Annotated in this window: 16 protein-coding genes, 2 tRNA genes and 2 rRNA genes (1 of these 20 only partly in view); 15 read left to right on the forward strand and 5 right to left on the reverse strand. The window is 63.0% G+C overall.

The window, feature by feature from the left end; translation table 11 throughout:
• The 10 genes from ACZ5BO_RS04980 to yfiB all read left to right on the forward strand — a co-directional run.
• Positions 1-39 (forward strand) — tRNA-Ile (locus ACZ5BO_RS04980) (it extends 38 nt beyond the left edge of the window).
• A 10-nt stretch (positions 40-49) separates the two neighbouring features.
• A tRNA-Ala gene (locus tag ACZ5BO_RS04985) sits at positions 50-125 on the forward strand.
• 233 nt (positions 126-358) lie between these two features.
• Positions 359-3250, forward strand: a 23S ribosomal RNA gene (locus tag ACZ5BO_RS04990).
• Between the two features lie 135 nt (positions 3251-3385).
• Positions 3386-3501, forward strand: a 5S ribosomal RNA gene (gene rrf / locus ACZ5BO_RS04995).
• A 163-nt stretch (positions 3502-3664) separates the two neighbouring features.
• A complete protein-coding gene (gene recC, locus ACZ5BO_RS05000) occupies positions 3665-7117 on the forward strand; it encodes an exodeoxyribonuclease V subunit gamma (RefSeq protein WP_464698544.1) in 3453 nt (1150 codons plus the stop codon).
• Positions 7114-10806: an exodeoxyribonuclease V subunit beta gene (gene recB / locus ACZ5BO_RS05005; protein ID WP_464698546.1), complete on the forward strand. Its 3693-nt coding sequence runs from the start codon at positions 7114-7116 to the stop codon at positions 10804-10806. The genes recC and recB overlap by 4 nt, the downstream gene beginning before the upstream one ends.
• Positions 10803-12890 (forward strand): exodeoxyribonuclease V subunit alpha, encoded by a 2088-nt coding sequence (gene recD, locus ACZ5BO_RS05010; RefSeq protein ID WP_464698548.1) that lies wholly within the window; start codon positions 10803-10805, stop codon positions 12888-12890. The genes recB and recD overlap by 4 nt, the downstream gene beginning before the upstream one ends.
• Before the next feature lie 116 nt (positions 12891-13006).
• Entirely contained in the window at positions 13007-13588 is a 582-nt protein-coding gene (gene yfiR, locus ACZ5BO_RS05015) for a regulatory sequestration protein YfiR (protein ID WP_025131503.1), read from the forward strand.
• On the forward strand, positions 13585-14853 hold the full coding sequence (dgcN, locus tag ACZ5BO_RS05020; protein ID WP_025131502.1) for a diguanylate cyclase DgcN/YfiN: 1269 nt from the start codon (positions 13585-13587) through the stop codon (positions 14851-14853). The genes yfiR and dgcN overlap by 4 nt, the downstream gene beginning before the upstream one ends.
• A gap of 5 nt (positions 14854-14858) precedes the next feature.
• Positions 14859-15362: an outer membrane lipoprotein YfiB gene (gene yfiB, locus ACZ5BO_RS05025; protein ID WP_025131501.1), complete on the forward strand. Its 504-nt coding sequence runs from the start codon at positions 14859-14861 to the stop codon at positions 15360-15362.
• A gap of 512 nt (positions 15363-15874) precedes the next feature.
• On the opposite strand, the gene ACZ5BO_RS05030 is transcribed toward yfiB, so the two are convergent.
• Positions 15875-16825, reverse strand: a complete 951-nt coding sequence (locus ACZ5BO_RS05030) for a LysR family transcriptional regulator (protein WP_025131500.1) — start codon at positions 16823-16825, stop codon at positions 15875-15877.
• Positions 16826-16973: 148 nt separating this feature from the next.
• Between ACZ5BO_RS05030 and ACZ5BO_RS05035 the strand changes: the two genes are divergently transcribed.
• Positions 16974-18500, forward strand: coding sequence for a CoA-acylating methylmalonate-semialdehyde dehydrogenase (locus ACZ5BO_RS05035; protein WP_464698552.1), 1527 nt, complete (start codon positions 16974-16976; stop codon positions 18498-18500).
• Between the two features lie 10 nt (positions 18501-18510).
• Positions 18511-19398 carry a 3-hydroxyisobutyrate dehydrogenase gene (mmsB, locus tag ACZ5BO_RS05040; protein WP_025131498.1) on the forward strand — a complete coding sequence of 296 codons (888 nt, stop codon included), beginning with the start codon at positions 18511-18513 and terminating at the stop codon, positions 19396-19398.
• 237 nt (positions 19399-19635) lie between these two features.
• Here mmsB and ACZ5BO_RS05045 read toward each other — a convergent pair whose 3' ends face one another.
• From ACZ5BO_RS05045 to ACZ5BO_RS05055, 3 genes are all read right to left on the reverse strand, one after another.
• Positions 19636-20154: an RES family NAD+ phosphorylase gene (locus ACZ5BO_RS05045; protein ID WP_025131497.1), complete on the reverse strand. Its 519-nt coding sequence runs from the start codon at positions 20152-20154 to the stop codon at positions 19636-19638.
• Positions 20151-20636 carry a type II RES/Xre toxin-antitoxin system antitoxin gene (parS, locus tag ACZ5BO_RS05050; protein WP_025131496.1) on the reverse strand — a complete coding sequence of 162 codons (486 nt, stop codon included), beginning with the start codon at positions 20634-20636 and terminating at the stop codon, positions 20151-20153. Before parS ends, ACZ5BO_RS05045 begins: the two co-directional genes overlap by 4 nt.
• A 125-nt stretch (positions 20637-20761) precedes the next feature.
• Entirely contained in the window at positions 20762-21106 is a 345-nt protein-coding gene (locus ACZ5BO_RS05055; RefSeq protein ID WP_011059115.1) for a cupin domain-containing protein, read from the reverse strand.
• A 297-nt stretch (positions 21107-21403) separates the two neighbouring features.
• On the opposite strand from ACZ5BO_RS05055, the gene kynB reads away from it, so the two are divergent.
• The 3 genes from kynB to pdxR all read left to right on the forward strand — a co-directional run bounded on the left by kynB (position 21404) and on the right by pdxR (position 24738).
• Complete coding sequence (gene kynB / locus ACZ5BO_RS05060) at positions 21404-22045, forward strand: arylformamidase (RefSeq protein WP_464698556.1); 642 nt, start codon at positions 21404-21406, stop codon at positions 22043-22045.
• Between the two features lie 105 nt (positions 22046-22150).
• Positions 22151-23002 (forward strand): tryptophan 2,3-dioxygenase, encoded by an 852-nt coding sequence (gene kynA / locus ACZ5BO_RS05065; protein WP_025131495.1) that lies wholly within the window; start codon positions 22151-22153, stop codon positions 23000-23002.
• Positions 23003-23238: 236 nt separating this feature from the next.
• The gene (gene pdxR, locus ACZ5BO_RS05070; RefSeq protein WP_464698559.1) at positions 23239-24738 is read left to right on the forward strand and encodes a MocR-like pyridoxine biosynthesis transcription factor PdxR; all 1500 of its coding nucleotides are present in this window, start codon (positions 23239-23241) and stop codon (positions 24736-24738) included.
• Between the two features lie 47 nt (positions 24739-24785).
• Here pdxR and ACZ5BO_RS05075 read toward each other — a convergent pair whose 3' ends face one another.
• Complete coding sequence (locus tag ACZ5BO_RS05075) at positions 24786-25994, reverse strand: benzoate/H(+) symporter BenE family transporter (protein ID WP_464698561.1); 1209 nt, start codon at positions 25992-25994, stop codon at positions 24786-24788.
• Positions 25995-26175: the final 181 nt, after the last annotated feature.

Consider the following 26175-nt stretch of genomic DNA (forward strand, 5'->3'; position numbering starts at 1 on the left):
AGGGTGAGGTCGGCAGTTCGAATCTGCCCAGACCCACCAATTTTGTTATGGGGCCATAGCTCAGCTGGGAGAGCGCCTGCCTTGCACGCAGGAGGTCAGCGGTTCGATCCCGCTTGGCTCCACCATAAACTGCTTCTGAAAGCTTAGAAATGAGCATTCACTTTGAATGTTGATTTCTAGTCTTTTGATTAGATCGTTCTTTAAAAATTTGGGTATGTGATAGAAAGATAGACTGAACGTTACTTTCACTGGTAACGGATCAGGCTAAGGTAAAATTTGTGAGTTCTCTTTTAATTAAGAATGCAAATTTTCGGCGAATGTCGTCTTCATAGTATAACCAGATTGCTTGGGGTTATATGGTCAAGTGAAGAAGCGCATACGGTGGATGCCTTGGCAGTCAGAGGCGATGAAAGACGTGGTAGCCTGCGAAAAGCTTCGGGGAGTCGGCAAACAGACTTTGATCCGGAGATGTCTGAATGGGGGAACCCAGCCATCATAAGATGGTTATCTTGTACTGAATACATAGGTGCAAGAGGCGAACCAGGGGAACTGAAACATCTAAGTACCCTGAGGAAAAGAAATCAACCGAGATTCCCTTAGTAGTGGCGAGCGAACGGGGACTAGCCCTTAAGTGGCTTTGAGATTAGCGGAACGCTCTGGAAAGTGCGGCCATAGTGGGTGATAGCCCTGTACGCGAAAATCTCTTAGTCATGAAATCGAGTAGGACGGGGCACGAGAAACCTTGTCTGAATATGGGGGGACCATCCTCCAAGGCTAAATACTACTGACTGACCGATAGTGAACTAGTACCGTGAGGGAAAGGCGAAAAGAACCCCGGAGAGGGGAGTGAAATAGATCCTGAAACCGTATGCGTACAAGCAGTGGGAGCAGACTTTGTTCTGTGACTGCGTACCTTTTGTATAATGGGTCAGCGACTTATTTTCAGTGGCGAGCTTAACCGAATAGGGGAGGCGTAGCGAAAGCGAGTCTTAATAGGGCGTCTAGTCGCTGGGAATAGACCCGAAACCGGGCGATCTATCCATGGGCAGGTTGAAGGTTAGGTAACACTGACTGGAGGACCGAACCGACTACCGTTGAAAAGTTAGCGGATGACCTGTGGATCGGAGTGAAAGGCTAATCAAGCTCGGAGATAGCTGGTTCTCCTCGAAAGCTATTTAGGTAGCGCCTCATGTATCACTGTAGGGGGTAGAGCACTGTTTCGGCTAGGGGGTCATCCCGACTTACCAAACCGATGCAAACTCCGAATACCTACAAGTGCCGAGCATGGGAGACACACGGCGGGTGCTAACGTCCGTCGTGAAAAGGGAAACAACCCAGACCGTCAGCTAAGGTCCCAAAGTTATGGTTAAGTGGGAAACGATGTGGGAAGGCTTAGACAGCTAGGAGGTTGGCTTAGAAGCAGCCACCCTTTAAAGAAAGCGTAATAGCTCACTAGTCGAGTCGGCCTGCGCGGAAGATGTAACGGGGCTCAAACCATACACCGAAGCTACGGGTATCACGTAAGTGATGCGGTAGAGGAGCGTTCTGTAAGCCTGTGAAGGTGAGTTGAGAAGCTTGCTGGAGGTATCAGAAGTGCGAATGCTGACATGAGTAACGACAATGGGTGTGAAAAACACCCACGCCGAAAGACCAAGGTTTCCTGCGCAACGTTAATCGACGCAGGGTTAGTCGGTCCCTAAGGCGAGGCTGAAAAGCGTAGTCGATGGAAAACAGGTTAATATTCCTGTACTTCTAGTTATTGCGATGGAGGGACGGAGAAGGCTAGGCCAGCTTGGCGTTGGTTGTCCAAGTTTAAGGTGGTAGGCTGGAATCTTAGGTAAATCCGGGGTTCTAAGGCCGAGAGCTGATGACGAGTTACCTTTTAGGTGACGAAGTGGTTGATGCCATGCTTCCAAGAAAAGCTTCTAAGCTTCAGATAACTAGGAACCGTACCCCAAACCGACACAGGTGGTTGGGTAGAGAATACCAAGGCGCTTGAGAGAACTCGGGTGAAGGAACTAGGCAAAATGGCACCGTAACTTCGGGAGAAGGTGCGCCGGTGAGGGTGAAGGACTTGCTCCGTAAGCTCATGCCGGTCGAAGATACCAGGCCGCTGCGACTGTTTATTAAAAACACAGCACTCTGCAAACACGAAAGTGGACGTATAGGGTGTGACGCCTGCCCGGTGCCGGAAGGTTAATTGATGGGGTTAGCTAACGCGAAGCTCTTGATCGAAGCCCCGGTAAACGGCGGCCGTAACTATAACGGTCCTAAGGTAGCGAAATTCCTTGTCGGGTAAGTTCCGACCTGCACGAATGGCGTAACGATGGCGGCGCTGTCTCCACCCGAGACTCAGTGAAATTGAAATCGCTGTGAAGATGCAGTGTATCCGCGGCTAGACGGAAAGACCCCGTGAACCTTTACTATAGCTTTGCACTGGACTTTGAATTTGCTTGTGTAGGATAGGTGGGAGGCTTTGAAGCGTGAACGCCAGTTTGCGTGGAGCCATCCTTGAAATACCACCCTGGCAACTTTGAGGTTCTAACTCAGGTCCGTTATCCGGATCGAGGACAGTGTATGGTGGGTAGTTTGACTGGGGCGGTCTCCTCCTAAAGAGTAACGGAGGAGTACGAAGGTGCGCTCAGACCGGTCGGAAATCGGTCGTAGAGTATAAAGGCAAAAGCGCGCTTGACTGCGAGACAGACACGTCGAGCAGGTACGAAAGTAGGTCTTAGTGATCCGGTGGTTCTGTATGGAAGGGCCATCGCTCAACGGATAAAAGGTACTCCGGGGATAACAGGCTGATACCGCCCAAGAGTTCATATCGACGGCGGTGTTTGGCACCTCGATGTCGGCTCATCACATCCTGGGGCTGAAGCCGGTCCCAAGGGTATGGCTGTTCGCCATTTAAAGTGGTACGCGAGCTGGGTTTAGAACGTCGTGAGACAGTTCGGTCCCTATCTGCCGTGGACGTTTGAGATTTGAGAGGGGCTGCTCCTAGTACGAGAGGACCGGAGTGGACGAACCTCTGGTGTTCCGGTTGTCACGCCAGTGGCATTGCCGGGTAGCTATGTTCGGAAAAGATAACCGCTGAAAGCATCTAAGCGGGAAACTTGCCTCAAGATGAGATCTCACTGGGATCTTGAATCCCCTAAAGGGCCGTCGAAGACTACGACGTTGATAGGTTGGGTGTGTAAGCGCTGTGAGGCGTTGAGCTAACCAATACTAATTGCCCGTGAGGCTTGACCATATAACACCCAAGCAATTTGCTTAAGAAGCGAGTTGCGGTGTGTGAAGACGAAACAAACCGAAAGTTTGCGAACACACAAAGCTATTACATACCCAATTTGCTGATACGTCGAAAGACGGCTCAGTACCCGAATTTCTTGACGACCATAGAGCGTTGGAACCACCTGATCCCATCCCGAACTCAGAAGTGAAACGATGCATCGCCGATGGTAGTGTGGGGTTTCCCCATGTGAGAGTAGGTCATCGTCAAGATTAAATTCCGAAACCCCAATTGCGAAAGCAGTTGGGGTTTTGTTTTTGCGCGAGATAAAAGCCGCAGGAGATCGATGCCTCGGGTGACACTGTCCGGCTGCCAGCATCCGGTGACAGTGCTAAGGTTCGGCCCTAGCTTTTTGCATTTTCCAAGGAAGCCGTTATGCCGGACACCTCGTCCCTCAACCCTGGTTTCATGGTGGTTCACGGAAACCGCCTGGACGAGTTGCGCAGCCTGGTAGTCAGCTGGATGCGGCGTTACCCACTGGCGCCCCTGGAGAATGAAATTGCCCTGGTGCAGAGCAATGGCATTGCCCAATGGTTGAAGCTGGCCCTGGCAGAAGACCCGGAAGACGATGACTCCGGCGGTTGTGGCATTGCTGCTGCGGTGGATGTGCAACTGCCAGGCAGTTTCATGTGGCAGCTGTACCGCCTGGTGCTGGGGCGAGACGAGATTCCCCCCAAGTCCCTACTGGATAAAGCCCCGCTGACCTGGCGCTTGATGCGCCTCTTGCCAGCGTTGATCGATGAGCCCCATTTCGAACCGCTGCAGCGCTTTCTGACCCACGACAGTGACCTGCGCAAGCGCTATCAACTGGCGGAGCGCTTGGCTGACCTGTTCGACCAATATCAGGTCTATCGAGCCGACTGGCTGGAGGACTGGGCTGCCGGCCGCCATCAACTGCGCAACGTCCGCGGCGAAGCCAAGGCCCTGACCCCTGCCAACTGCTGGCAAGCCGAGTTGTGGCGGGCGCTGCTTCTGGACGTGGGAACCGAAGGCATGGCCCAGAGCCGCGCCGGAGTCCACCAGCGATTTATCGAACGGATCAACAGCCTGGAGCTGGCTCCTGCCGGCATGCCATCGCGAGTGATCGTGTTCGGCATCTCGTCATTGCCGGCCCAGGCCCTGGAGGCGCTGGCTGGATTGGCCCGTTTCAGCCAGGTGCTGCTCTGCGTGCACAACCCGTGTCGCCATCACTGGGCGGATATCGTCGCGGACAAGGACTTGCTGCGGCATCAGTACAAACGTCAGGCACGCAAGGCCGGCATGCCCCATGCACTGGACCCGCAAACCCTGCACCAGCATGCCCACCCGCTGCTGGCCGCCTGGGGCAAGCAGGGACGGGACTACATCAACCTGCTGGACAGCTACGACGACCCCAACAGCTATCGTTCGGCCTTTCGCGATGGACGGATCGACCTGTTCAGCGAAAACCAGCCCGGCACCATGCTTCAACAGTTGCAGGACGACATCCTCGAACTACGCCCGCTCAACGAAACACGTGAGCGCTGGCCCGAGATCGATCTCCAGCAAGACCAGTCAATCCGTTTTCACATAGCCCACAGCGCCCAGCGTGAAGTGGAAATCCTCCATGACCAACTGCTCGCACGCTTCAGTGCCGAGCCAGGCCTGCGGCCCCGCGATGTGATCGTCATGGTTCCGGATATCGACAGTTATGCCCCCCATATCCGCGCGGTGTTCGGTCAGTTGGAGCGTGATGACCGCCGCTTCATTCCCTTTACCCTGACTGACCAGGGCCAGCGTGGTCGCGATCCGCTGTTGATTGCCGTGGAGCACCTGTTGAAGTTGCCGGACAGCCGCTTCCCGGTCAGTGAGATCCTCGACTTGCTGGATGTGCCGGCATTGCGTGCGCGTTTCGGCGTAGATGAAGCCGACCTGCCGACCCTGCATCGCTGGATCGAAGGCGCCGGCATCCGCTGGGGGATGAATGCCGAGCAGCGCGCCGAACTGGGGTTGCCCCAGGAGCTGGAGCAGAACAGCTGGCGTTTCGGCCTGCGACGGATGCTGCTGGGCTATGCCGTCGGCCGCTCCGATGCCTGTGACGGCATCGAGCCCTATGACGAAATCGGTGGCCTGGATGCAGCCCTGATCGGCCCTTTGGTCGCGCTGCTCGATGCCCTGCAGAGCGCTTACCAGCAACTCACCCAGCCAGCGCTACCCGCACAGTGGGGGGAGCGTTTGCAGCAGTTGATCGAACAGTTCTTCCTGCCCAGCACCGAGCATGATGACTACCTGCTGGGCCAGCTTGAAGACCTGCGGGAAACCTGGCTGGAAACCTGCGAATCGGTGGGCCTGCAAGAGGAGTTGCCGCTGACCGTGGTGCGCGAAGCCTGGCTCGCGGGGCTCGACCAGGGGCGTCTGTCCCAGCGCTTCCTCGCTGGAGCGGTGAACTTCTGCACCCTGATGCCGATGCGCGCCATCCCCTTCAAGCTGGTGTGCCTGCTGGGCATGAACGATGGCGACTACCCACGGGCCCAGCCGCCCCTGGATTTCGACCTGATGGGCAGCGATTATCGTCCTGGCGACCGCTCACGGCGTGAGGACGACCGCTACCTGCTGCTCGAGGCCCTGCTTTCGGCTCGGGACCAGCTCTATGTCAGCTGGGTCGGTCGCAGTATTCGTGACAACAGCGAGCGTCCGGCGTCGGTGCTGATCGGTCAGTTGCGCGATCACCTGGCCAGCGGCTGGCGGCTGCCGGATCAATCGGCTCCGCTGCTGGACGCATTGACTCAGGAGCATCCGCTGCAACCCTTCAGTGGTCGCTACTTCCACGATGACGATGCGCTCTTCAGCTATGCCCGGGAATGGCAGGTCCTGCACCAGGCGCCCCAGGAGACTGGCGCGGTTGAACGGCTGGAGCCCTACATTCAGGACGAGCCCCTGAGCCTGGCTCAATTGCAGGATTTCTTGCGCAACCCGGTGCGGCACTTCTTCAGCCAGCGGCTCAAGGTGTTCTTCGAAGCCATGGAAGCGCCACTGGCAGATGAAGAACCCTTTGTCCTCGACCCCCTGCAACGCTACAGCCTCAGCGACAGTCTGCTGGAAGCCGCACTGAGCAATACCGAGCACGCGGAACAGGCGCTGCAGGCCCAGGCGCAAAGGCTGCAAGCCAGCGGCCTGCTACCCATGGCCGGTTTCGGTGAATGCCTGCAGCGCGAACTGATGGAACCGCTGCCGGACCTGTTGCAGCGCTACCGGCAATTGCTCGAACTGTGGCCAACACCCGTCACCAGCGCCTTGCCGGTCAGCCTGGAGTTGCAGGGTGTGCGCCTGGAAGGCTGGCTGAGCAGCCTGCATCAGCGGGCGGATGGAGGACTGCTGGCAGTGACCACGATTCCCAATGGCATCGGTACCCTCAAGACACGCAAGTGGCATCGCTTGATCAAGCCCTGGATCAACCACCTGCTGGCCTGTGCCAGCGGCTACTCCCTGACCACCGCGCTGGTGGCCAGCGATGACAGCCTGTTGCTGCCTCCGCTGGAGCAGGATTGGGCACGCAAGATCCTCGGCGACCTGTTGCTGGCCTGGCAGTCGGGCATGCGTCAGCCCTTGCCGGTGGCGGTCAAGACCGCCTTTGCCTGGCTTGGCCAGAGCGATCCGGACAAAGCCGCGGCCGCAGCCCGCAAGACCTACGATGGCGATGGCCAGAACAGTGAGGGCGAGCGTCGCCAGAGTCCGGCGCTGGCTCGACAATTTGCTGACTACAACGCCCTGGTCGCCGACGAAACTTTCAGCGCCTGGGCCGAAACGCTCTATCGTCCCCTGCTGGATGCCCCCTGGCGTTCGGCCCTCGGCGAGGAGGCCGGTGCATGACGCAACAAGCTCCCCTGGCCCTGGCCTTCCCCCTGCACGGCAGCCAATTGATCGAGGCCAGTGCCGGTACCGGCAAGACCTTCACCATCTCCGCGCTCTACCTGCGCCTGGTACTGGGACACGGTGGCGAGTCCGCAGGCTTCGGCCGCGAACTGCTGCCACCACAGATTCTGGTGGTGACCTTCACCGACGCGGCCACCAAGGAACTGCGCGAGCGCATCCGCACCCGCCTGGCGGAAGCTGCGCGATTCTTCCGCGATGAAACGGCAGCCCCCGATGGCCTGATCGTCGAGCTGCGCGAACAGTACCCCGCCGAGCAGTGGGCCGCCTGCGCCAACCGCCTGGACATTGCCGCACAGTGGATGGATGAAGCCGCCGTCTCGACCATCCACAGCTGGTGCCAGCGCATGCTGCGCGAGCATGCCTTCGACAGTGGCAGCCTGTTCACCCAGACCTTGGAAACCGATCACAGCGACCTGTTGGGACAAGTGCTGCGCGATTACTGGCGGCTGTTCTGCTACCCGATGCAGGGCGATGCGCTGAACTGGGTGCGCTGCAACTGGGTGGGGCCGGCCGAATTGCTGCCCCGGGTCCGCGCAATGTTCGGTAGCGAGCGTCGAGAGCCATCGGCACAGAGCCCGAGCGAGTTGATCGAGGCTTGCCTGCAGGAGCGCCGTGAAGCCTTGCTGCAGCTCAAGGCGCCTTGGCGCCAATGGGCGCAGGAACTGCGGGATATCTGCCTGCAAGGCGTCGCCAGCAGAAGCGTCGATGGCCGCAAGATGCAGGCCCGCTTCTTCGAGCCCTGGTTCGAGAAGATCACTGCCTGGGCCGAGGATGAGAGCGTCGAGCAATTGGACATCGGCACGGGTTTCACCCGCCTGACTCCCGACGGCATGAGCGAGGCCTGGAAGGGGGAAGCCCCCCGTCACCCGGGGCTCGACGCCATGGCCGGGTTGCAAGCCAGCCTCGACGCCTTGCCCAGCCCCGATGCCGCAGTACTGCAGCATGCCGCGCAGTGGGTCGGTGCGCGTTTCGAAGAAGAGAAACGGCGCCGCGCCGAGATGGGCTTCGACGACATGCTGCTGCGCCTTGACCAGGCCTTGCAGAATGACGCGGGCGAGCGCCTGGCCACGTTGATTCGCGAGCAGTTCCCGGTGGCCCTGATCGACGAATTCCAGGACACCGACCCGGTGCAGTACCGGATCTTTGAAAGCATCTACCGCATCGAGAGCAACGATCCCGAGACCGGGCTGTTCCTGATCGGCGACCCGAAGCAGGCGATCTATGCCTTCCGTGGCGCCGACATCTACACCTACCTGCGGGCGCGTCAGGCCACCAGCGGCCGCCTGCATACCCTGGGTACCAACTTCCGCTCCAGCCAGGCCATGGTCAGTGCGGTCAATCATGTGTTCCTGCAGGCCGAACAACGTCAGCAGGGGCGCGGCGCTTTTCTGTTTCGCCAGGCCGATGGCGAGAACCCGGTGCCGTTCCTGGCGGTGGCTGCCCAGGGGCGCAAGGAGCACCTGCAGGTTGACGGGCAACCGGTGCCGGCGCTGAACTTCTGGCAATTGCCGTCGGACCAGCCTCTGTCCGGTGCCCAGTATCGGCAGCATCAGGCCGCGGCCTGCGCCAGTGCGATTGTCCAGTTGCTCAACGGTGGTCAGCAGGGCCGCAGTGGTTTTGTTCGCGCTGAGCAACCGCTCAAGGGCCTGCTGCCGGCAGATATCGCGATCCTGGTACGCGACGGCAAAGAGGCCCAGGCGGTGCGTGGCGAATTGGCCGCCCGCGGGGTACGCAGTGTGTACCTCTCGGACAAGGACTCGGTGTTTGCCGCCCAGGAAGCCCGGGACCTGCTGGTCTGGCTCAAGGCCTGTGCCGAGCCGGATGTAGAGCGTCCGCTGCGCGCGGCCCTGGCTTCCCTCACGCTGAACCTGCCCCTGGTGGAACTGGAGCGGTTGAACCAGGATGAGCTGGCCTGGGAAGCCCGGGTCATGCAATTTCGCGGATACCGGGCGATCTGGCGCAGCCAGGGTGTATTGCCGATGCTGCGGCGCCTGCTTCACGACTTCCAGCTGCCCCAGGCGCTGATGATCCGCAGCGACGGCGAGCGGGTGCTGACCAACCTCCTGCACCTGTGCGAATTGCTGCAACAGAGCGCCGCTGAACTGGACGGTGAACAGGCCCTGATCCGCCATCTGGGCGAGCACCTGGCGTCGTCCGCTCAGGCGGGGGAGGAGCAGATCCTGCGCCTGGAAAGCGATGAACAACTGGTCAAGGTGGTGACCATCCACAAATCCAAGGGCCTGGAATATCCCTTGGTGTTCCTGCCGTTCATCTGCTCCACCAAGCCGGTGGACGGCAGTCGCCTGCCGCTGCATTACCACGACGCTGCGGGCAAGGCCCAGGTCAGCCTGCGGCCGACGCCGGAGCTGATCGCCCAGGCCGACGAGGAGCGCCTGGCGGAGGACCTGCGCCTGCTCTACGTGGCCCTGACACGAGCCCAGCATGCTTGTTGGCTGGGTGTCGCCGACCTCAAGCGCGGCAACCACAACCGCTCGGTGCTGCACCTGTCGGCCCTGGGCTATCTGCTGGGCGGGGGAGCTAGCTTGCCCGAATCCACCGGGCTGTTGCGCTGGTTGCTGGATGTTCAGCAAGGCTGCGAGGCGATTGGCGTCGGCGAGTTGCCGGCGGCCGACTCTCAGCACTTTCATCCGCCACGCAGTGCCGCCAGCCTGCTGGCTCCGCTGGTTCCGGCCCGGCGCGCGGCAGAGAACTGGTGGATCGCGTCCTACAGCGCCCTGCGTATCAGCGATACCCTGGGCGCCGGCAGCCCCGCGGCACCGGAAGACCCCCAGGCGCAGAAACTCTTCGACGACGAGCGGCTGGACCCCGAAGCCCCCCGGGAAGTGGTCGCCAGCGGCGGTGACATTCACCGTTTTCCCCGCGGACCGAACCCTGGGACCTTTCTCCACGGCCTGTTGGAGTGGGCCGGGGAGGAGGGATTCGCTGCCGCACCGGCGGTACTCGAGGATGCCGTTGCCCGGCGTTGCAACCGCCGCGGCTGGCAAGGCTGGATCCCGACCCTGAGCGACTGGTTGCAGCATCTGCTGCAGACGCCCCTGGCACTGGGCGATGGGCAACCGCCGGTGGTGCTTGGACAGTTGACCCAGTACCGGGTGGAGATGGAGTTCTGGTTCGCCAGCCATAAGGTCGACGTACTCAAGCTTGATGAACAGGTACGTGAGCAGACCCATCAGGGCGCTCCCCGAGTGACCGCCGAGCCGGTGTTGCTCAATGGTATGTTCAAGGGCTTCATCGACCTGACGTTCGAACACCAGGGCCGCTACTACGTGGCCGACTACAAATCCAACTGGCTGGGCGTGGACGACGCGGCCTACACCGAGCAGGCCATGGAACAATCGATTCTCGACAACCGCTACGACCTGCAATACGTACTGTACCTGCTGGCCCTGCACCGGCAGTTGAAGGCGCGGTTGGCCGACTACGACTATGACCGGCACATGGGCGGCGCCTTGTACCTGTTCCTGCGCGGCACTCGCGCCGCCAGCCAGGGCGCCTATTTCGCCCGGCCGCCACGGCAGTTGATCGAGCGCCTCGACCGCATGTTCCAGGGCCAGCCCGAGCCGCCCAAGGCCGAGCCCGCCTGGGAGCAGGGAGTGCTGTTATGACCGAGGACCTGTTTGGCGCATTGGCCGAGCCGTCTGCGCCAGTGCCTGCGTTTGACCTGGCGCCGCTGAGCCGGGCCGAGGACCTGCTGCAGTTGCTTGAGCGCTGGGTCGAGCGGGGCTGGTTGCGTTCCCTGGACCAGGCCTTTGTCGGTTTTCTCCATGAGCTGGACCCAGGGTGCGATCCGCTGGTGCTGATGGCTGCGGCCCTGACCAGCCATCAGTTGGGTCATGGCCATGTCTGCCTGGACCTGTTCGAAACCCTCAAGGAGCCGGATTTTGCCCTGTCACTGCCTCCGGAAGGGGAGGCGCAGGGCGGCGCCCCGGTGCTCCCCTCCCAGGTGCTGGCAGGCCTCGAGGGCGCCCACTGGTGCAAGGTCCTGGCCGGCAGCCGGCTGGTAGCCCTGGCGGCGGATCATGCGGAACATTCCCGGCAGCGTCCCCTGGTGCTGTCGGGCAAGCGCTTGTACCTGAGGCGGTACTGGGCGTATGAGCGGCGCATCGACAATGCCCTGCGCCAGCGCCTGGCCCTGGTCGAGCCAACCCCCGAGAATCTGGCCGGGCGTCTCGACGCCCTGTTCGGTGTGGCCAAGCCCGCAGGCCCTGTCGACTGGCAGAAGCTCGCCTGTGCCTTGGCCACCCGAGGGGCCTTCAGCATCATTACTGGCGGTCCGGGCACCGGCAAGACCACCACCGTGGTACGCCTGCTGGCGCTGCTCCAGGCGCCGGCGGTGGAGGCTCGCAAGCCGCTGCGCATCCGCCTGGCGGCACCGACCGGCAAGGCCGCGGCGCGCCTGACGGAGTCCATCAGCCTGCAGGTGCGTTCGCTGTCGGTGGCGGATGAAGTGCGGGAGATGATCCCCAGCGAAGTGACCACGGTGCACCGCTTGCTGGGCAATCGCCCCGGTACCCGGCATTTCCGCCATCACGCCGGCAACCGCCTGCCCCTGGATGTGCTGGTGGTAGACGAAGCCTCGATGATCGACCTGGAAATGATGGCCAACCTGCTGGATGCCCTGCCGGTGCATGCGCGCCTGGTGCTGCTGGGGGACAAGGACCAACTGGCCTCGGTGGAAGCCGGAGCGGTCCTGGGCGACCTGTGCCGGGACGCCGAAGCCGGCTGGTACAACCCGCAGACCCGTGCCTGGCTGGAAGCCGTCAGTGGCGAGCAGCTTGCTGCCAGTGGCTTGCAGGAGGACACCGGGCACCAGCATCCGCTGGCGCAGCAAGTGGTGATGCTGCGCCACTCCCGGCGTTTTGGTGAAGGCAGCGGGATTGGCCAGCTGGCGCGTTGGGTCAATCAGCAGCAGGCCGATGAAGCCCGGCGCCTGCTGGCGGCCCGCAGCCACGCCGACCTTTATGGCCTGAGCCTCAAGGGCGAACAGGACCGCGCCCTGGAGCGACTGCTGCTGGAGGGCCACGGTGAGGGCCCCCAAGGCTATCGTCACTACCTGAATGTACTGCGCAGCCAACGCCCGCCCGTCGGCACCGCCCTGGAAGACCGGCGCTGGACCGACTGGGCGCGCAACGTCTTGCAGGCCTTCGACCGCTTCCAGTTGCTCTGCGCGGTACGCAAGGGCCCCTGGGGTGTCGAAGGCCTGAACCTGCGGATCACCCAGGCCCTGTTCAAGGCACGGCTGATCGACAGCGACCAGCAATGGTACGAGGGCCGGCCGGTGCTGATGACCCGCAACGACTACGGCCTGGGCCTGATGAACGGCGATATCGGCATTGCCCTGAAGCTGCCGGAGCAGCAAGGGCAAGAGGCGGGGCGCCAGGTGCTGCGTGTGGCCTTCCCGCGCAACGACGGCCAGGGCGGGGTGCGGCTGGTGCTGCCGAGCCGGCTCAATGATGTGGAAACCGTCTACGCCATGACTGTGCACAAGTCCCAGGGCTCGGAGTTCGCCCACACGGCGCTGATTTTGCCCGATGCCCTGAACCCGGTGCTGACCAAGGAGTTGATCTACACCGGCATCACCCGGGCCAAGGATTGGTTCAGCCTGATCGAGCCCCGGGCAGGGGTATTCGAAGAGGCCGTGCGACGCAGGGTCAAGCGGCTCAGCGGGTTGATGCTGGAGCTGGATTGAAACGCATGACTTTGGGATTTTTCCAGCACCGTTTCAGGGCTCTGACCTCGCTGCGATTTCCCCGGCTGTGCTATCGTTGCGGCATCATTTCCGTGAAAAGCAAAGAGAATCCCTGCATGGACGTGGCTGTCTTGAGGACAGAGCGCATTTTGGGGTGGAGGCAGTGTGTACTGTCGACCCTTCTCTGCCTGTTCAGCCTGTTTGCCATTGCCCAGTCGGAGCCGCAAGCCCCGGCCAGCCTGGCCGAGCAGCGAGCCAGGGCGGTGACGCAAGTGGTGCTGGGGATCCTCAGCTACGCTCGCTGGCCGGTAGAGCCGACCCAACTGCGTCTGTGCGTGGTGGGCCCCACTGAATACACCGACGATCTGCTCAAGGGCACCACCCAGGCCACGGGGCGCCCGGTTCTGGTGCGCCGCCTGCTGGCCGGCAACCCGGCGCTCGCCACGGAGTGCGATTCGGTCTATGTCGGCAAACTGACCAATGACGAGCGCACCCACCTGTTCAACTCGTTGACCGGCAAGCCGGTATTGAGCATCAGCGAGGGCGGCGACCAGTGCACCGTCGGCAGCTTGTTCTGCCTGCGGGTCAGCGACAGCCAGGTATCGTTCGAGGTCAACCTGGACTCCGTGGCCCGCAGTGGGGTGAAAATCCACCCCAGCGTGCTGCAACTTTCCCGTCGTCGCCCGGCGGCCCCATGAAACTGTTCAAATCCAACGCCCGCCCGACGCTGCGGTCGGTCATCGGCCGAGGCCACTTGATCGTGGCCCTGCTGGCGATCTCCATGGCCAGCCTGTCCCTGACCTTTCTCGGGGTCCTGGCGTTGCGGGTGTATGCCGATCACAACCTGCACCTGATCGCCCGCTCCATCAGCTACACCGTGGAAGCCGCCGTGGTGTTCAACGACAGCGTGGTGGCCACCGAGGCCCTGGCCCTGATCGCCTCCACCGAGGAGGTGGCCGATGCCAAGGTGTATGACAGCCAGGGCCAGTTGCTGGCCAGTTGGCAACGCCCGGAAAGCGGCTTTCTGACCACCCTGGAAATGCACATCGCCAGCGCGTTCCTGGAAAAACCCATCAGCCTGCCGATCCTTCACCAGGGCCGGGAGATTGGCACCATCAACGTCACCGGCCATGGTGGCAGCTTGTTGCGCTTCCTCTTCAGCGGGCTGGTAGGGATTGTGCTGTGCATCGCCCTGAGCGCCTGGCTGGCGCTGTACCTGGCACGCCGCCAGCTGCGGGGCATCACCGGCCCCCTGCGCAGCCTGGCGGAGGTGGCCCACGCCGCCCGACGCGAACGGGCCTTCGACCAGCGGGTGCCGCCGGCGCAGATTGCCGAGCTGGATAACCTGGGCAACGACTTCAATGCCTTGCTCGATGAGCTGGAGGCCTGGCAGACCCATCTGCAAAGCGAGAATGAAACCCTGGCCCACCAGGCCAGCCACGACAGCTTGACCGGCCTGCCCAACCGGGCATTTTTCGAAGGCCGGCTGATCCGTGCCCTGCGCAGTGCCAACAAGCTCAACGAGCGCATGGCAGTGCTGTTCCTGGACAGCGACCGGTTCAAGGAAATCAACGACAACTTCGGTCACGCAGCCGGTGATGCGGTGCTGGTGGCGGTGGCCACGCGAATTCGTGCGCAACTGCGCGAGGATGATCTGGTCGCGCGCCTGGGCGGTGACGAGTTCGCCGTGCTGTTGAGCCCTCTGCATCGGGTCGAGGATGCCCAGCGCATCGCCGACAAGATCATCAGCAGCATGGAGATGCCGATCCCGTTGCCCGGCAGCCTGTCGATCCTGACTTCCCTGAGTATCGGCATCGCCGTGTACCCGGATCATGGCGCCACTCCAGGCAGTCTGCTGAATGCCGCAGACGCGGCGATGTACCAGGCCAAGCGCGGTGCGCGAGGCGGGCAACACACAGTGGGGGCGGAGCCCCCTATCGTTCAAGTTCAAAACAGGAGCTAATTCCCTTGTTCTCATTGACGCAACGTTCGGTTCGACTGTTCAGCACCCTGCTGTTCATGGCCCTGCTGGCCCTGGCCGGCTGCCAGAGTGTGCCGCCCAAAGGTCTGACCCCGAAACAGATCGCGGTACTGAAACAGGAGGGCTTCGAACTGACGGATGAAGGCTGGGCCTTTGGCCTGTCGGGCAAGGTGCTGTTTGGCAGCGATGTGGAAACCCTGAACCAGGCCAGCACCGAGATCGTCCAGCGCATCGGCAAGGCGCTGCTCAGTGTCGATATCCAGAAGGTTCGGGTCGATGGCCACACCGATGCTTCGGGCAAGGAGGCCTACAACGTGCAGCTTTCCGTACGTCGGGCCAAGAGTGTGGTCAAGGTGCTGACCCAGGTGGGCATGCGCGAAGAGAACATCCAGTTGCGCGGTCTGGGCAGCAGCGAGCCGGTGGCGTCCAACAGCACCGTGGCCGGGCGCACCGAGAACCGTCGGGTATCGATCGTGGTGATTGCCGACTGATCGGTGCCGCGCATCGTCGCGGCTGCCCTCGGCAGCCGCTAGCGGCCCGGAGCCGGCACGTCGCCTATGCCGTCGGGCAGGTTGGGGCCGATCTGGATCATGCCGGCGGACACCCAGGGCACCGTGCTGAACCCCCATTTCAGCGCCCCCCCGGCGTCAGCCAGGTCATAGACCCGGCTTTCACCCAGCAGCCTGCCGTTGCGCGGGTCTACAGGCGATAAAAGCCCGGAACCTCCCAGCGAGCGTACTGGATGGGTTCGGCCGTCGGATCCGGATGGTATTGGGTATGGAACATGCCAGGCAGGATCCGCAAAGGTTTGAATTGCTGGATCCGCTAGCAATCGTTGGGGCTGATCTCGGGAGCGTGAACGGTGCTTGCCAGGCCGGTTTCCCACCACTGGGATGCTGGCCCTAGTCCGGCGCAGGAAACGAGTGCACCTAGGGCGGGCAGTGAGCGCCGGGCGAGTCCTTGCCGTTCGGTTATCCAGATCGGTTGTGCCACGCATCTCGGCTTAGGGGGCGGCGAACTGCATCGTCCGGCTGTCGCCCATGAGCAGTGGCTGATTTTGCTCGGTCACTTGGCGGATGTAATCCCATAGCAGCGTGATGCGCTTCAATTTGCGCAGGTCCTCGCGGCAGTACATCCAGAATTGCCGGGTCAGATTGATCTCCCCGGGCAGTACCGGCAGCAGGCGCGGGTCCTGAGCCGCGAGGAAGCACGGCAGGATCGCCAGGGAGCGCCCTTGCTGCGCCGCCACGTACTGGGCGATGACGCTGGTGCTGCGCAGGTGGGCGCTGGCCCCGGGCACCACATTGGCCAGGTACAGCAGCTCGGAACTGAAGGCCAGGTCATCCACATAGCTGATGAATTGATGCTCGCCCAGATCGGCAGGGCGGCGGATCGGCGGGTGGCGGTCGAGGTACTCCTGGGTCGCGTACAGCTGCAGGCGGTAGTCGCACAACTTGCAGCACACGTAGGGGCCATGTTCCGGTCGCTCCAGGGCGATGACGATGTCCGCCTCGCGCTTGGACAGGCTGATGAAATGCGGCAGCGGCAGGATATCCACCGAGATCGCCGGGTAGTCGTCGAGAAAATGGCTCAACTGCGGAGTGATGAAAAAACTGCCGAAGCCTTCGGTGCAGCCCATGCGCACATGCCCGGAAAGCGCTACGCCAGAACCTGAAACCTGCTCGCAGGCCATGTGCAGGGTGCTCTCGATGGATTCGGCATACCCCAACAGGCGCTGGCCCTCGGCGGTCAGGACAAAGCCGTTGGTGCGGGACTTTTCGAACAGCAGGGTGCCCAGGGCGGTTTCCAGGGAGCCGATGCGTCGCGACACCGTGGTGTAGTCCACCGCCAGGCGCTTGGCGGCGCTGCTGGCCTTGCGGGTGCGGGCCACTTCGAGGAAAAACTTCAGGTCGTCCCAGTTCAGGGTGCTTAGCGAGGTGATGTTTTTTTGCATGATGGACCGGTTTTTATGTGCGTTCTTATTAGGAATTTGCACATCTATACTCCAAAAACCGTCCGATACCAACTCGCGACAGCCCCTCTCTCAAGGCCAGCCAATGCCTTGGTTCCCTGCATAAGAACTCAAGAAGTCAGGAGACCCCATGAACGCATCCCTCAAGCCCGGCGGCACCACCCTGCAACAGGTCAAGTTGCTGATCGACGGTGAATGGGTCGAGTCCCAGACCCAGGAATGGCACGACATCGTCAATCCGGCGACTCAGGAAGTGCTGGCCAAGGTGCCCTTTGCCACCGCCGCTGAAGTCGACGCCGCGATCGCTGCCGCCCAGCGCGCCTTCCAGACCTGGAAACTGACCCCGATCGGCGCGCGGATGCGCATCATGCTCAAGCTCCAGGCTTTGATCCGCGAGCATTCCAAACGCATTGCCGTGGTTCTCAGTGCCGAGCAGGGCAAGACCATCGCCGACGCCGAGGGCGACATCTTCCGCGGCCTGGAAGTGGTGGAGCATGCCTGCTCCATCGGCACCCTGCAGATGGGCGAGTTCGCCGAGAACGTCGCCGGTGGTGTCGACACCTACACCCTGCGCCAGCCGATCGGCGTGTGCGCCGGGATCACCCCGTTCAACTTCCCGGCGATGATCCCGCTGTGGATGTTCCCGATGGCCATCGCCTGCGGCAACACCTTCGTGCTCAAGCCTTCCGAGCAGGATCCGCTGTCCACCATGCTGCTGGTGGAACTGGCGGTGGAAGCCGGGGTGCCGGCCGGCGTGCTCAACGTGGTGCACGGCGGCAAGGAGGTGGTGGATGCCCTGTGCACCCACAAGGACATCAAGGCGGTGTCCTTCGTCGGTTCGACCGCCGTCGGCACTCACGTCTATGACTTGGCGGGCAAGCACGGCAAACGCGTGCAATCGATGATGGGGGCGAAGAACCACGCCGTGGTCCTGCCCGACGCCAACCGTGAACAGACCCTGAACGCCCTGGTGGGCGCAGGCTTCGGTGCGGCCGGCCAGCGTTGCATGGCGACTTCGGTGGTGGTGCTGGTGGGGGCTTCGAAGCAGTGGCTGCCAGACCTCAAGGCCCTGGCGCAGAAACTCAAGGTCAACGCCGGCAGCGAGCCGGGCACCGATGTCGGCCCGGTGGTCTCCAAGCGGGCCAAGGCGCGGATTCTGGAGCTGATCGAAAGTGGCGTGAAAGAAGGCGCCAAGCTGGAGCTGGACGGCCGTGGGATCACTGTCCCGGGCTACGAGCAGGGCAACTTCATCGGCCCGACCCTGTTCTCCGGGGTGACCACCGAGATGCAGATCTACACCCAGGAAATCTTCGGCCCGGTGCTGGTGGTGCTGGAGGTCGACACCCTGGATCAGGCCATTGCCCTGGTCAACGCCAACCCCTTCGGCAACGGCACCGGCCTGTTCACCCAGAGCGGCGCGGCGGCGCGCAAGTTCCAGAGCGAGATCGACGTCGGCCAGGTGGGCATCAACATCCCGATTCCGGTGCCGGTGCCGTTCTTCAGCTTCACCGGTTCCCGCGGTTCCAAACTCGGCGACCTGGGCCCCTACGGCAAGCAAGTGGTGCAGTTCTACACTCAGACCAAGACCGTCACCAGCCGCTGGTTCGACGATGACAGCGTCAACGACGGTGTGAACACCACCATCAGCCTGCGTTGAGGAGCCTGACATGAACATTGCATTTATCGGCCTGGGCAACATGGGCGCGCCCATGGCCCGCAACCTGATCAAGGCCGGCCATCAGTTGAACCTGTTCGACCTCAACCAGAGCGTGCTGGCGGAGCTGGCGCAACTGGGCGGACGCGTCGCAGCCTCGCCCAAGGCCGCCGCCGAAGGCGCCGAACTGGTGATCACCATGCTTCCGGCTGCGGCTCATGTACGCAGTGTGTGGCTGGGTGAAGACGGGGTGCTGGCGGGTATTGGCCGCGGCGTTCCAGCGGTGGATTGCAGCACCATCGACCCGCAGACCGCCCGTGAGGTGGCCGCCGCCGCCGCCAAGCAGGGCGTGGCCATGGCCGATGCGCCGGTATCCGGTGGCACCGGCGGTGCCCAGGCCGGAACCCTGACCTTCATGGTCGGCGCCGGCGCCGAACTGTTCGCCACCCTGCAACCGGTGCTGGCGCAGATGGGCCGCAACATCGTGCACTGTGGCGAAGTGGGCACCGGGCAGATCGCCAAGATCTGCAACAACCTGCTGCTGGGGATCTCAATGATCGGCGTCAGCGAAGCCATGGCCCTGGGGGATGCCCTGGGCATCGATACCCAGGTGCTGGCCGGGATCATCAACAGCTCCACTGGCCGTTGCTGGAGTTCCGACACCTACAACCCCTGGCCGGGCGTGATCGAGACCGCTCCGGCGTCCCGCGGCTACACCGGCGGCTTTGGTGCAGAGCTGATGCTCAAGGACCTGGGGCTGGCCACTGAAGCCGCGCGCCAGGCCCACCAGCCGGTGGTGCTCGGTGCCGTGGCCCAGCAGCTGTACCAGGCCATGAGCCAGCGCGGGGAAGGTGGCAAGGACTTCTCGGCCATCGTCAACAGCTACCGCAAGCCGCAGTGATGCGCTGGCTGTCGGCCGCGACGGCTGTGACGAGGGAGCTTGCTCCCGCTGGTTTGCGCAGCAAACCCAGAGTCGCAGCCGATTGACCTGTGCCGGCGGGCCACCCTGACAGCTGCTCTTGGGGGCCGAGGCCCCCGGGAGCAAGCACCCACGCCACATCACATGGAATGCAGCCCCTTCAGCCGGGGCATTTGCGGGAACCTGCGTCGGGTAGGTTCCCGCTTTTTTTTGCCTGGCTCAGTTCGGCCGGCTGGCAGCGGAGACGGCGGGAGGGTTGAGGCGGGTGTCGAGGCCGAAGCGTTCCTGGATCACCACCTGGTACAGCCCCTTGGCCAGCAGCGGATTGATCAGGATGTTCCAGCTGTGCCGGGACACCGACGAGGGCACCAGCACGAACGGGTGGTCCGCCAGCAACTGGTCGACGAACTTCTGCTGGCCGGCGCTGGGAATCCCCGGCACCAGCCAGTTGGGGTTGGGAATACTGTTTTCATCGAGCCGGTAGATGGCCGACGGGTCCTGGATCAGGGCGCCGGTGAGCACGTGGGGCACGCTGTCCAGGGCGGAAAAGCCCTTGTGCACCGCCACTTCGAGAATCGCTGTGGCGGGGTCGGCGCTGGCGTACACCGCTTTCACTCCCTTGGAATTCCAGCGGCCGCCGCACAGCTCGGCACCGATGCCGCTGTCCCAGCTGTCGGCGTGCCGGGCGGCGTCCAGGCGCCAGAAATGAAGGGTGCTGCTGCCCGGCACCGTGATCACTGATAGACCCCGTATTCCAGGCGGGTGAGGAACTCGTCCACCAGTTCGAAGCCGATGGGGTTGGTCAGCAGGTCCACCGGCTTGTGGCCGTCCAGGCCCATCACCGGCTTGGCCATCCATTCCTGGGCCTCTTCACTGCTGCCGAAGATGTCCTCGGCCTTGGCCAGCACCTGGGCAAAGCGCACCGCGCGGGCGCTCTGTTCCGGGTTCAGCGGCTCGTCAGGGGTTTTCAGGCGCCGATGCAGGGTGCGCTCGGAGAGGCCGATGATCTTGGCCAGGACCTGTTCGTCCTTGAGCATGGGCACCGAGGAGACGAACTTGATGATCGCCGTCAGCGGGATGCCTTCCTCGGTCAGGCGATAGATCGAGATACGGTCGTCAAAGCGTGCCCGGCCACCCAGGAGGATGTCCGAGGACTGCTCTTTCAATACCAGTTTGCCTCGCCGCTTGAGGGCGATGCCGGTGCCTGTCAGCGCAACCATGAGTGCTGCTCCTGCCTTTGCCATTTGGCAGGGATTATATAGACATTTGGCAGAAGGCGCAGAATTGAATCGCAACACGGCAAGGGGAGCCCGGCTGAGGCGGGCTCCCGCTGGTGCTACGCGGCTCAGGCGAAGACGAAGTACTTGCGCACGGTCTCCACCACTTCCCAGGTGCCTTTCATCCCGGGTTCGACCACGAAGATATCGCCGGCCCGCAGGTGGATAGGGTCGCGGCCGTCCGGGGTGATCACGCAGTAGCCTTCCTGGAAGTGGCAGTACTCCCACTTTTCATAGGCCACCCGCCATTTGCCGGGGGTGCAGATCCAGGTGCCCATGATCTTGCTGCCATCCTCGCTGGTGTAGGCGTTGAGGTTGACGGTGTGCGGATCACCTTGGAGTTTTTCCCATTTGCAGGCGTCGAGGACCGGCAGCGGATGGGTATCGCGAAGAACGGTAATGGGTTGCGACATGCTGTGCTCCTAGCGGGCAGAGAACTGAAGCCGCACCCTATAGCGCCCGGCGGGCAGGGGGTTGTCTGTTCTCGACCTCGGGGTATCCAGAAGCGCAGTTGCTCAGTGTGGCGCGCGCCAGGGCAGGCTGGTGGCCGGAGGGCAGGGCGGGGAAATCGGGCCTGCAAGATTCATCCGGCAAAGGCCATTTTATTGGCAGGATGTGCGAAATATCCGAAGCTGCCCGGGTGATTTTGCAAGAATCTTTACCGGTTTCGCTCGTATCATTCAGCTCGGAGTGACCTAAGAGCCGCACGAATGGAAAATACACCACGCTGGTGGGATATCAGCCCGCCCTTGAGTACCGCGACCCCGACCTGGCCGGGCGATACGCCGTTCCAGGAAGAGCGCGTCTGGCAGTTCGGGCCCGAGTGCCCGGTGAACGTCGGCCGGGTGACCCTGTCGCCCCACACCGGTGCCCACGTCGATGCACCCTTGCACTACCGGCCGGACGGCCTGCCCATCGGCGAAGTGTCCCTGGAGCTCTACATGGGGCCATGCCGAGTCCTGCATTGCCTGGGCAGCGGTGCCCTGGTGCAGCCCGAGGATCTGCTCGGGCGCCTGGACAACCTGCCCCCGCGGGTGCTGCTGCGCACTTATCAACAGGCGCCGCTGAGCACCTGGGATCCGCACTTCACCGCCGTCGCCCAAGCCACCGTCGATCTGCTGGCCGGCCTTGGGGTACGCCTGATCGGCATCGACACCCCGTCCCTCGACCCCCAGCAATCCAAGACCATGGATGCTCACAACGCTGTGGCCCGGCATGGCATGGCGATCCTGGAAGGGGTGGTGCTCGATGAGGTTGCCGAAGGCGACTACGAACTGATTGCCCTGCCACTGCGCTTCGCTCACCTGGACGCCAGTCCGGTGCGGGCGATCCTGCGCCCCTTGGCTGATTGATTCCTACAATAAATACACAGCTGGCCGTTCTCCGGCCGTGCTCGCCCCGCTCGGGGCAGCACACCGGCGCACGGTAACCGCTGCCTGAGGCGAGGAGCCCACGCGATGAGCCAATGTCCCTATTCAAGCAACCCCCCGGCGGAATGGCATAACGCCGAGCTGAATTTTTCCGACGCCATGAGCTACGGCGACTACCTGGACCTGGGGCGCATTCTCAGCGCCCAGCATCCACTGTCGCCGGACCACAACGAGATGCTCTTCATCATCCAGCACCAGACCTCCGAGCTGTGGATGAAACTGATGCTGCACGAGCTCAAGGCCGCCCGTGAACATGTGCGCCAGGGCCAGTTGCCCCCGGCGTTCAAGATGCTGGCCCGGGTTTCGCGGATCTTCGACCAACTGGTGCATGCCTGGGCGGTACTGGCCACCATGACCCCTTCGGAATACAAGTCGATCCGGCCGTACCTGGGCCAGTCCTCGGGGTTCCAGTCGTTCCAGTACCGGGAAATCGAATTCATCCTCGGCAACAAGAGCGCGGCCCTGCTGCGGCCCCACGCCCATCGTCCCGAGCTGCTGCAATCGCTGGAAGAGTCGATTGCCACTCCGTCCATGTATGACGAGGCGATTGCCCTGATGGCCCGCAGCGGCCTGAGCATCGATCCCGAGCGCCTGGCGTTGAACAGCACCAGCCCCACCCAGCACGACCCTTCGGTGGAAGCCGCCTGGCGCGAGGTCTACGCCAACCCTTCGGCCTATTGGGACCTGTACCAGTTGGCGGAGAAATTCATCGACCTGGAAGACTCGTTCCGCCAGTGGCGTTTCCGCCACGTGACCACGGTGGAGCGGATCATCGGCTTCCAGCCGGGCACCGGCGGCACCGAGGGCGTGGGATACCTGCGCAAGATGCTCGATACCGTGCTGTTCCCCGAGCTGTGGCGAGTGCGCTCCTCGCTCTGATCAGCAAACGCCCCGCCAGCCGGGGCGTTTTCATTTGCCGGCCGGTCTCTGCACCTCTGACGCCCTACTCTAGGCGCTGCCACAGGCGGCGATCGGCTGCGCCGTAGACGCGCTCTTGAGGCCTGGCAGGTCCGTCGGACCGCGGCAGCGGCTACAGAGATCGTTGGCGAGCGTAGCGCTCTGGGGATAAGGTGGTCGCCTTCGGCGTAATATTTTTACTTCCTACGGCAGACCGCATGGCCCAGACCTTCGAACTTGAAACTCTGAAGATGCAACTCAGCGACCCGGAGTTTGCGCCCCTGGATCTGCATCAGCGCATCCAGCGCGCCTTGCGCGGGCTGATCCTCGATGGCGCCCTGGGCCCGGGGGTGAAGCTGCCGGCGACCCGGGCCCTGGCCAAGTCGCTGGCAGTATCCCGGGACACCGTGGAAAACGCCTATGTGCAGTTGCAGCGCGACGGTTTCATCCTGCGCCGCGAAGGCTCGGGCAGTTATGTCTGCGAAACCATCGGGGCCCAGTTGCGTGGCACGGCCCGCCGGCGCCAGCACCTGCAGGGGCGACCGGACAAGAGTCCGGAGCCGGGAGCGGGCCTGAGCCGGCGTGGCGCGGCGCTGTTGGAGAGGGGCGGCGTCAGCGATCAGCAGGCGGTCACGGCCTTCGCTACCGGGCTGCCGGAAACCCGCAGCTTCCCGGTGGAGGTCTGGGAGCGCCTGCAACGCCAGGCGTTGAAGGATTACCGCGCCAGCGTGCTGCTGCATGGCGATCCCCAGGGGGCGCTGCCCCTGCGCAAGGCGATTGCCGCCTACCTCAATCTGGAGCGCGGGGCCAAGGTGCAGCCCGAGCAGGTCCTGGTGCTGAGCAGTACCCGCCAGGCGCTGTTTCTGTGTGCGCAACTGCTGGTGGACGCTGGCAAGCCGATCCTGATGGAGAACCCGGGCTACTTCGGTGCGCGCAAGGCCTTCGAGGCTGCCGAGGCGCGGATCGTGCCCATAGACGTCGATGCTCAGGGCATCCGCACCGACCTGCTGCGGGCCGACCGCAGTGGCGCCCGGTGCGTCTATGTGACGCCGTCGCACCAGTACCCAACTGGCGCCACCCTGTCCCTGGAGCGCCGGCTGGAGTTGACCCGTTGGGCCGCCGAGCACGATCGGTGGATCATCGAGGACGACTACGACAGCGAGTTCCACTACGACGGCTTGCCCACCGCCTGTGTCCAGGGCCTGGACCCGTTCCGGCGCACGCTGTACATCGGCACCTTCAGCAAGACCCTCTATCCAGGGCTGCGCATGGGCTACATGGTGCTGCCCGCCGAACTGCTGGGGGCCTTCGCTGGCGCTCGCAGCATCATGGACGGGCACACGCCGCAGATCCTCCAGCTGACCCTGGCGCGGTTCATGGAGGAGGGGCACTACAACGCCCATGTGCGGGCCATGCGCAAACTGTATGCGGGGCGCCGGCAGGCCATGCTGGAGGCCGTCGGCCGGCATTTGCAGGGCATCGCCAGGGCCCTGCCACCACCGGGCGGGTTGCAGATCCCGTGCTTGCTGGAGCCCGGCTGGAGCGAGGCGCTGACCCAGCAACGTGCGGCCAGAGCCGGCATCCAGCTGCCGGGGCTCAGCCGGCTTTACGCGGGGGAACAGAAACAGCAGGGTTGGCTATTGGGTTATGCCTCCCTGAGCGCCCATGAGATCGAGACGACAATGGCGCGCCTGGCTCGGGCATTGAGAAAACCCTAGCCCGGACCAGAAGGGCGCCCTGGCGCAGCCGGCTCTTCCTGGCGTCATCAGGGCTTGGCGCGGCCCATCTCCAGGGCGCTGCGTGGCCCCAGGATCACCAGGTGCACGGTCAAGCCAGCGACCAGCCCCCAGAAGGCACCGCCGACACCCAGCAGGCTGACGTTGGCCGCAGTGGCGAGGAAGGTGATCAGCGCGGTTTCCCGGGTGGCCGCATCGGCCATGGCGTTGGCCAGGCTGCCGCCGATCGCCCCCAGCAGCGCCAGGCCCGCCAGGGTGGTGATAAAGGCCTTGGGCAAGACCATGAACAGGGTCGCCAGGGTCACCCCGAAAGTCCCCACCAGCAGGTAGAACACCCCGCAGGCGATACCGGCGATGTAGCGCTTGCCCGGGTCCGGGTGGGCATCCTCGCCGGTGCAGATGGCCGCGGTGATCGCTGCCACGTTGAAGGCGTGGGCGCCAAACGGCGCCATGATCAGCGAGCCCAATCCGGTGACCGTGAGCAGCGGGTTGGCGCTGGTCCGATAGCCGTCATTGCGCAGCACCAGCATGCCCGGCATGTACTGGCCGGTCAGGGTGATGACGAACAGTGGCAGGGCCACGCCGAGCAAGGCCGGCACGGAGAATTGCGGTGCGGTGAACAGCGGGACGGCGAAGCTCAGGTGCACGGTGGAAAAGTCGACCCGTTCCTGGACGATCAGCAGCGCCAGGCCGATGAACAGAATGCCCACCACGGCAAAGCGCGAAGTGAAGCGCCGCAGCACGGCATAGGAGAGCACCAGCACTATCACCAGCAGTGGATCGGCGCTGGCACCGCCAAAGGCATTGATCCCGAATTGCAGCAGGATGCCCGCCAGCAGGCCTGCCGCGATGCCCTTGGGAATCATCCGTACCAGTTTGTCGAAGGCCCCGGACCAGCCCAGGACAATGAACCCCAGGGCCGAAACCAGGTAGGCGCCGATCACCTCGGCATAGGGCGTGAAGGGCATCACCGTGGCCAGGAAAGCCGCCCCGGGTGTGGACCAGGCAGTGATGATCGGCGCCTTGTAGCGCAGGCTCAGCCACATGCCGGAGAGGCCCACGCCCACCGACACGGCCCAGACCCAGGAGGTGGTCTGGGCCGGCGTCAGGCGTGCCAGTTCAGCGGCCTGGAACACCAGGATGAACGTCCCGCCATAGTTCACCAGCACTGAAATCAGTGCTGCCAGGGTGGGTGAGAAAACATCGGCCGCTCTAAGGCCTGCCGCGGGTCTGTTCATAAGCCACTCTCCATCGAGGAACAGGCTCCCTGGCCCAAGCGCCGGGAGAGGCTCGATTCTAGGTAGCGGGTGGACTATTGTTTCAGGCCGCCTTGCTACTTTCTGGCAGACCACTTTAGTGGCGCCGACAAAAAAGCCCGGCCTTGGAAAAGGCCGGGCTTTGAGCGCTGGCGCGAACCTG

It is taken from the genome of Pseudomonas sp. FFPRI_1, assembly GCF_055384485.1.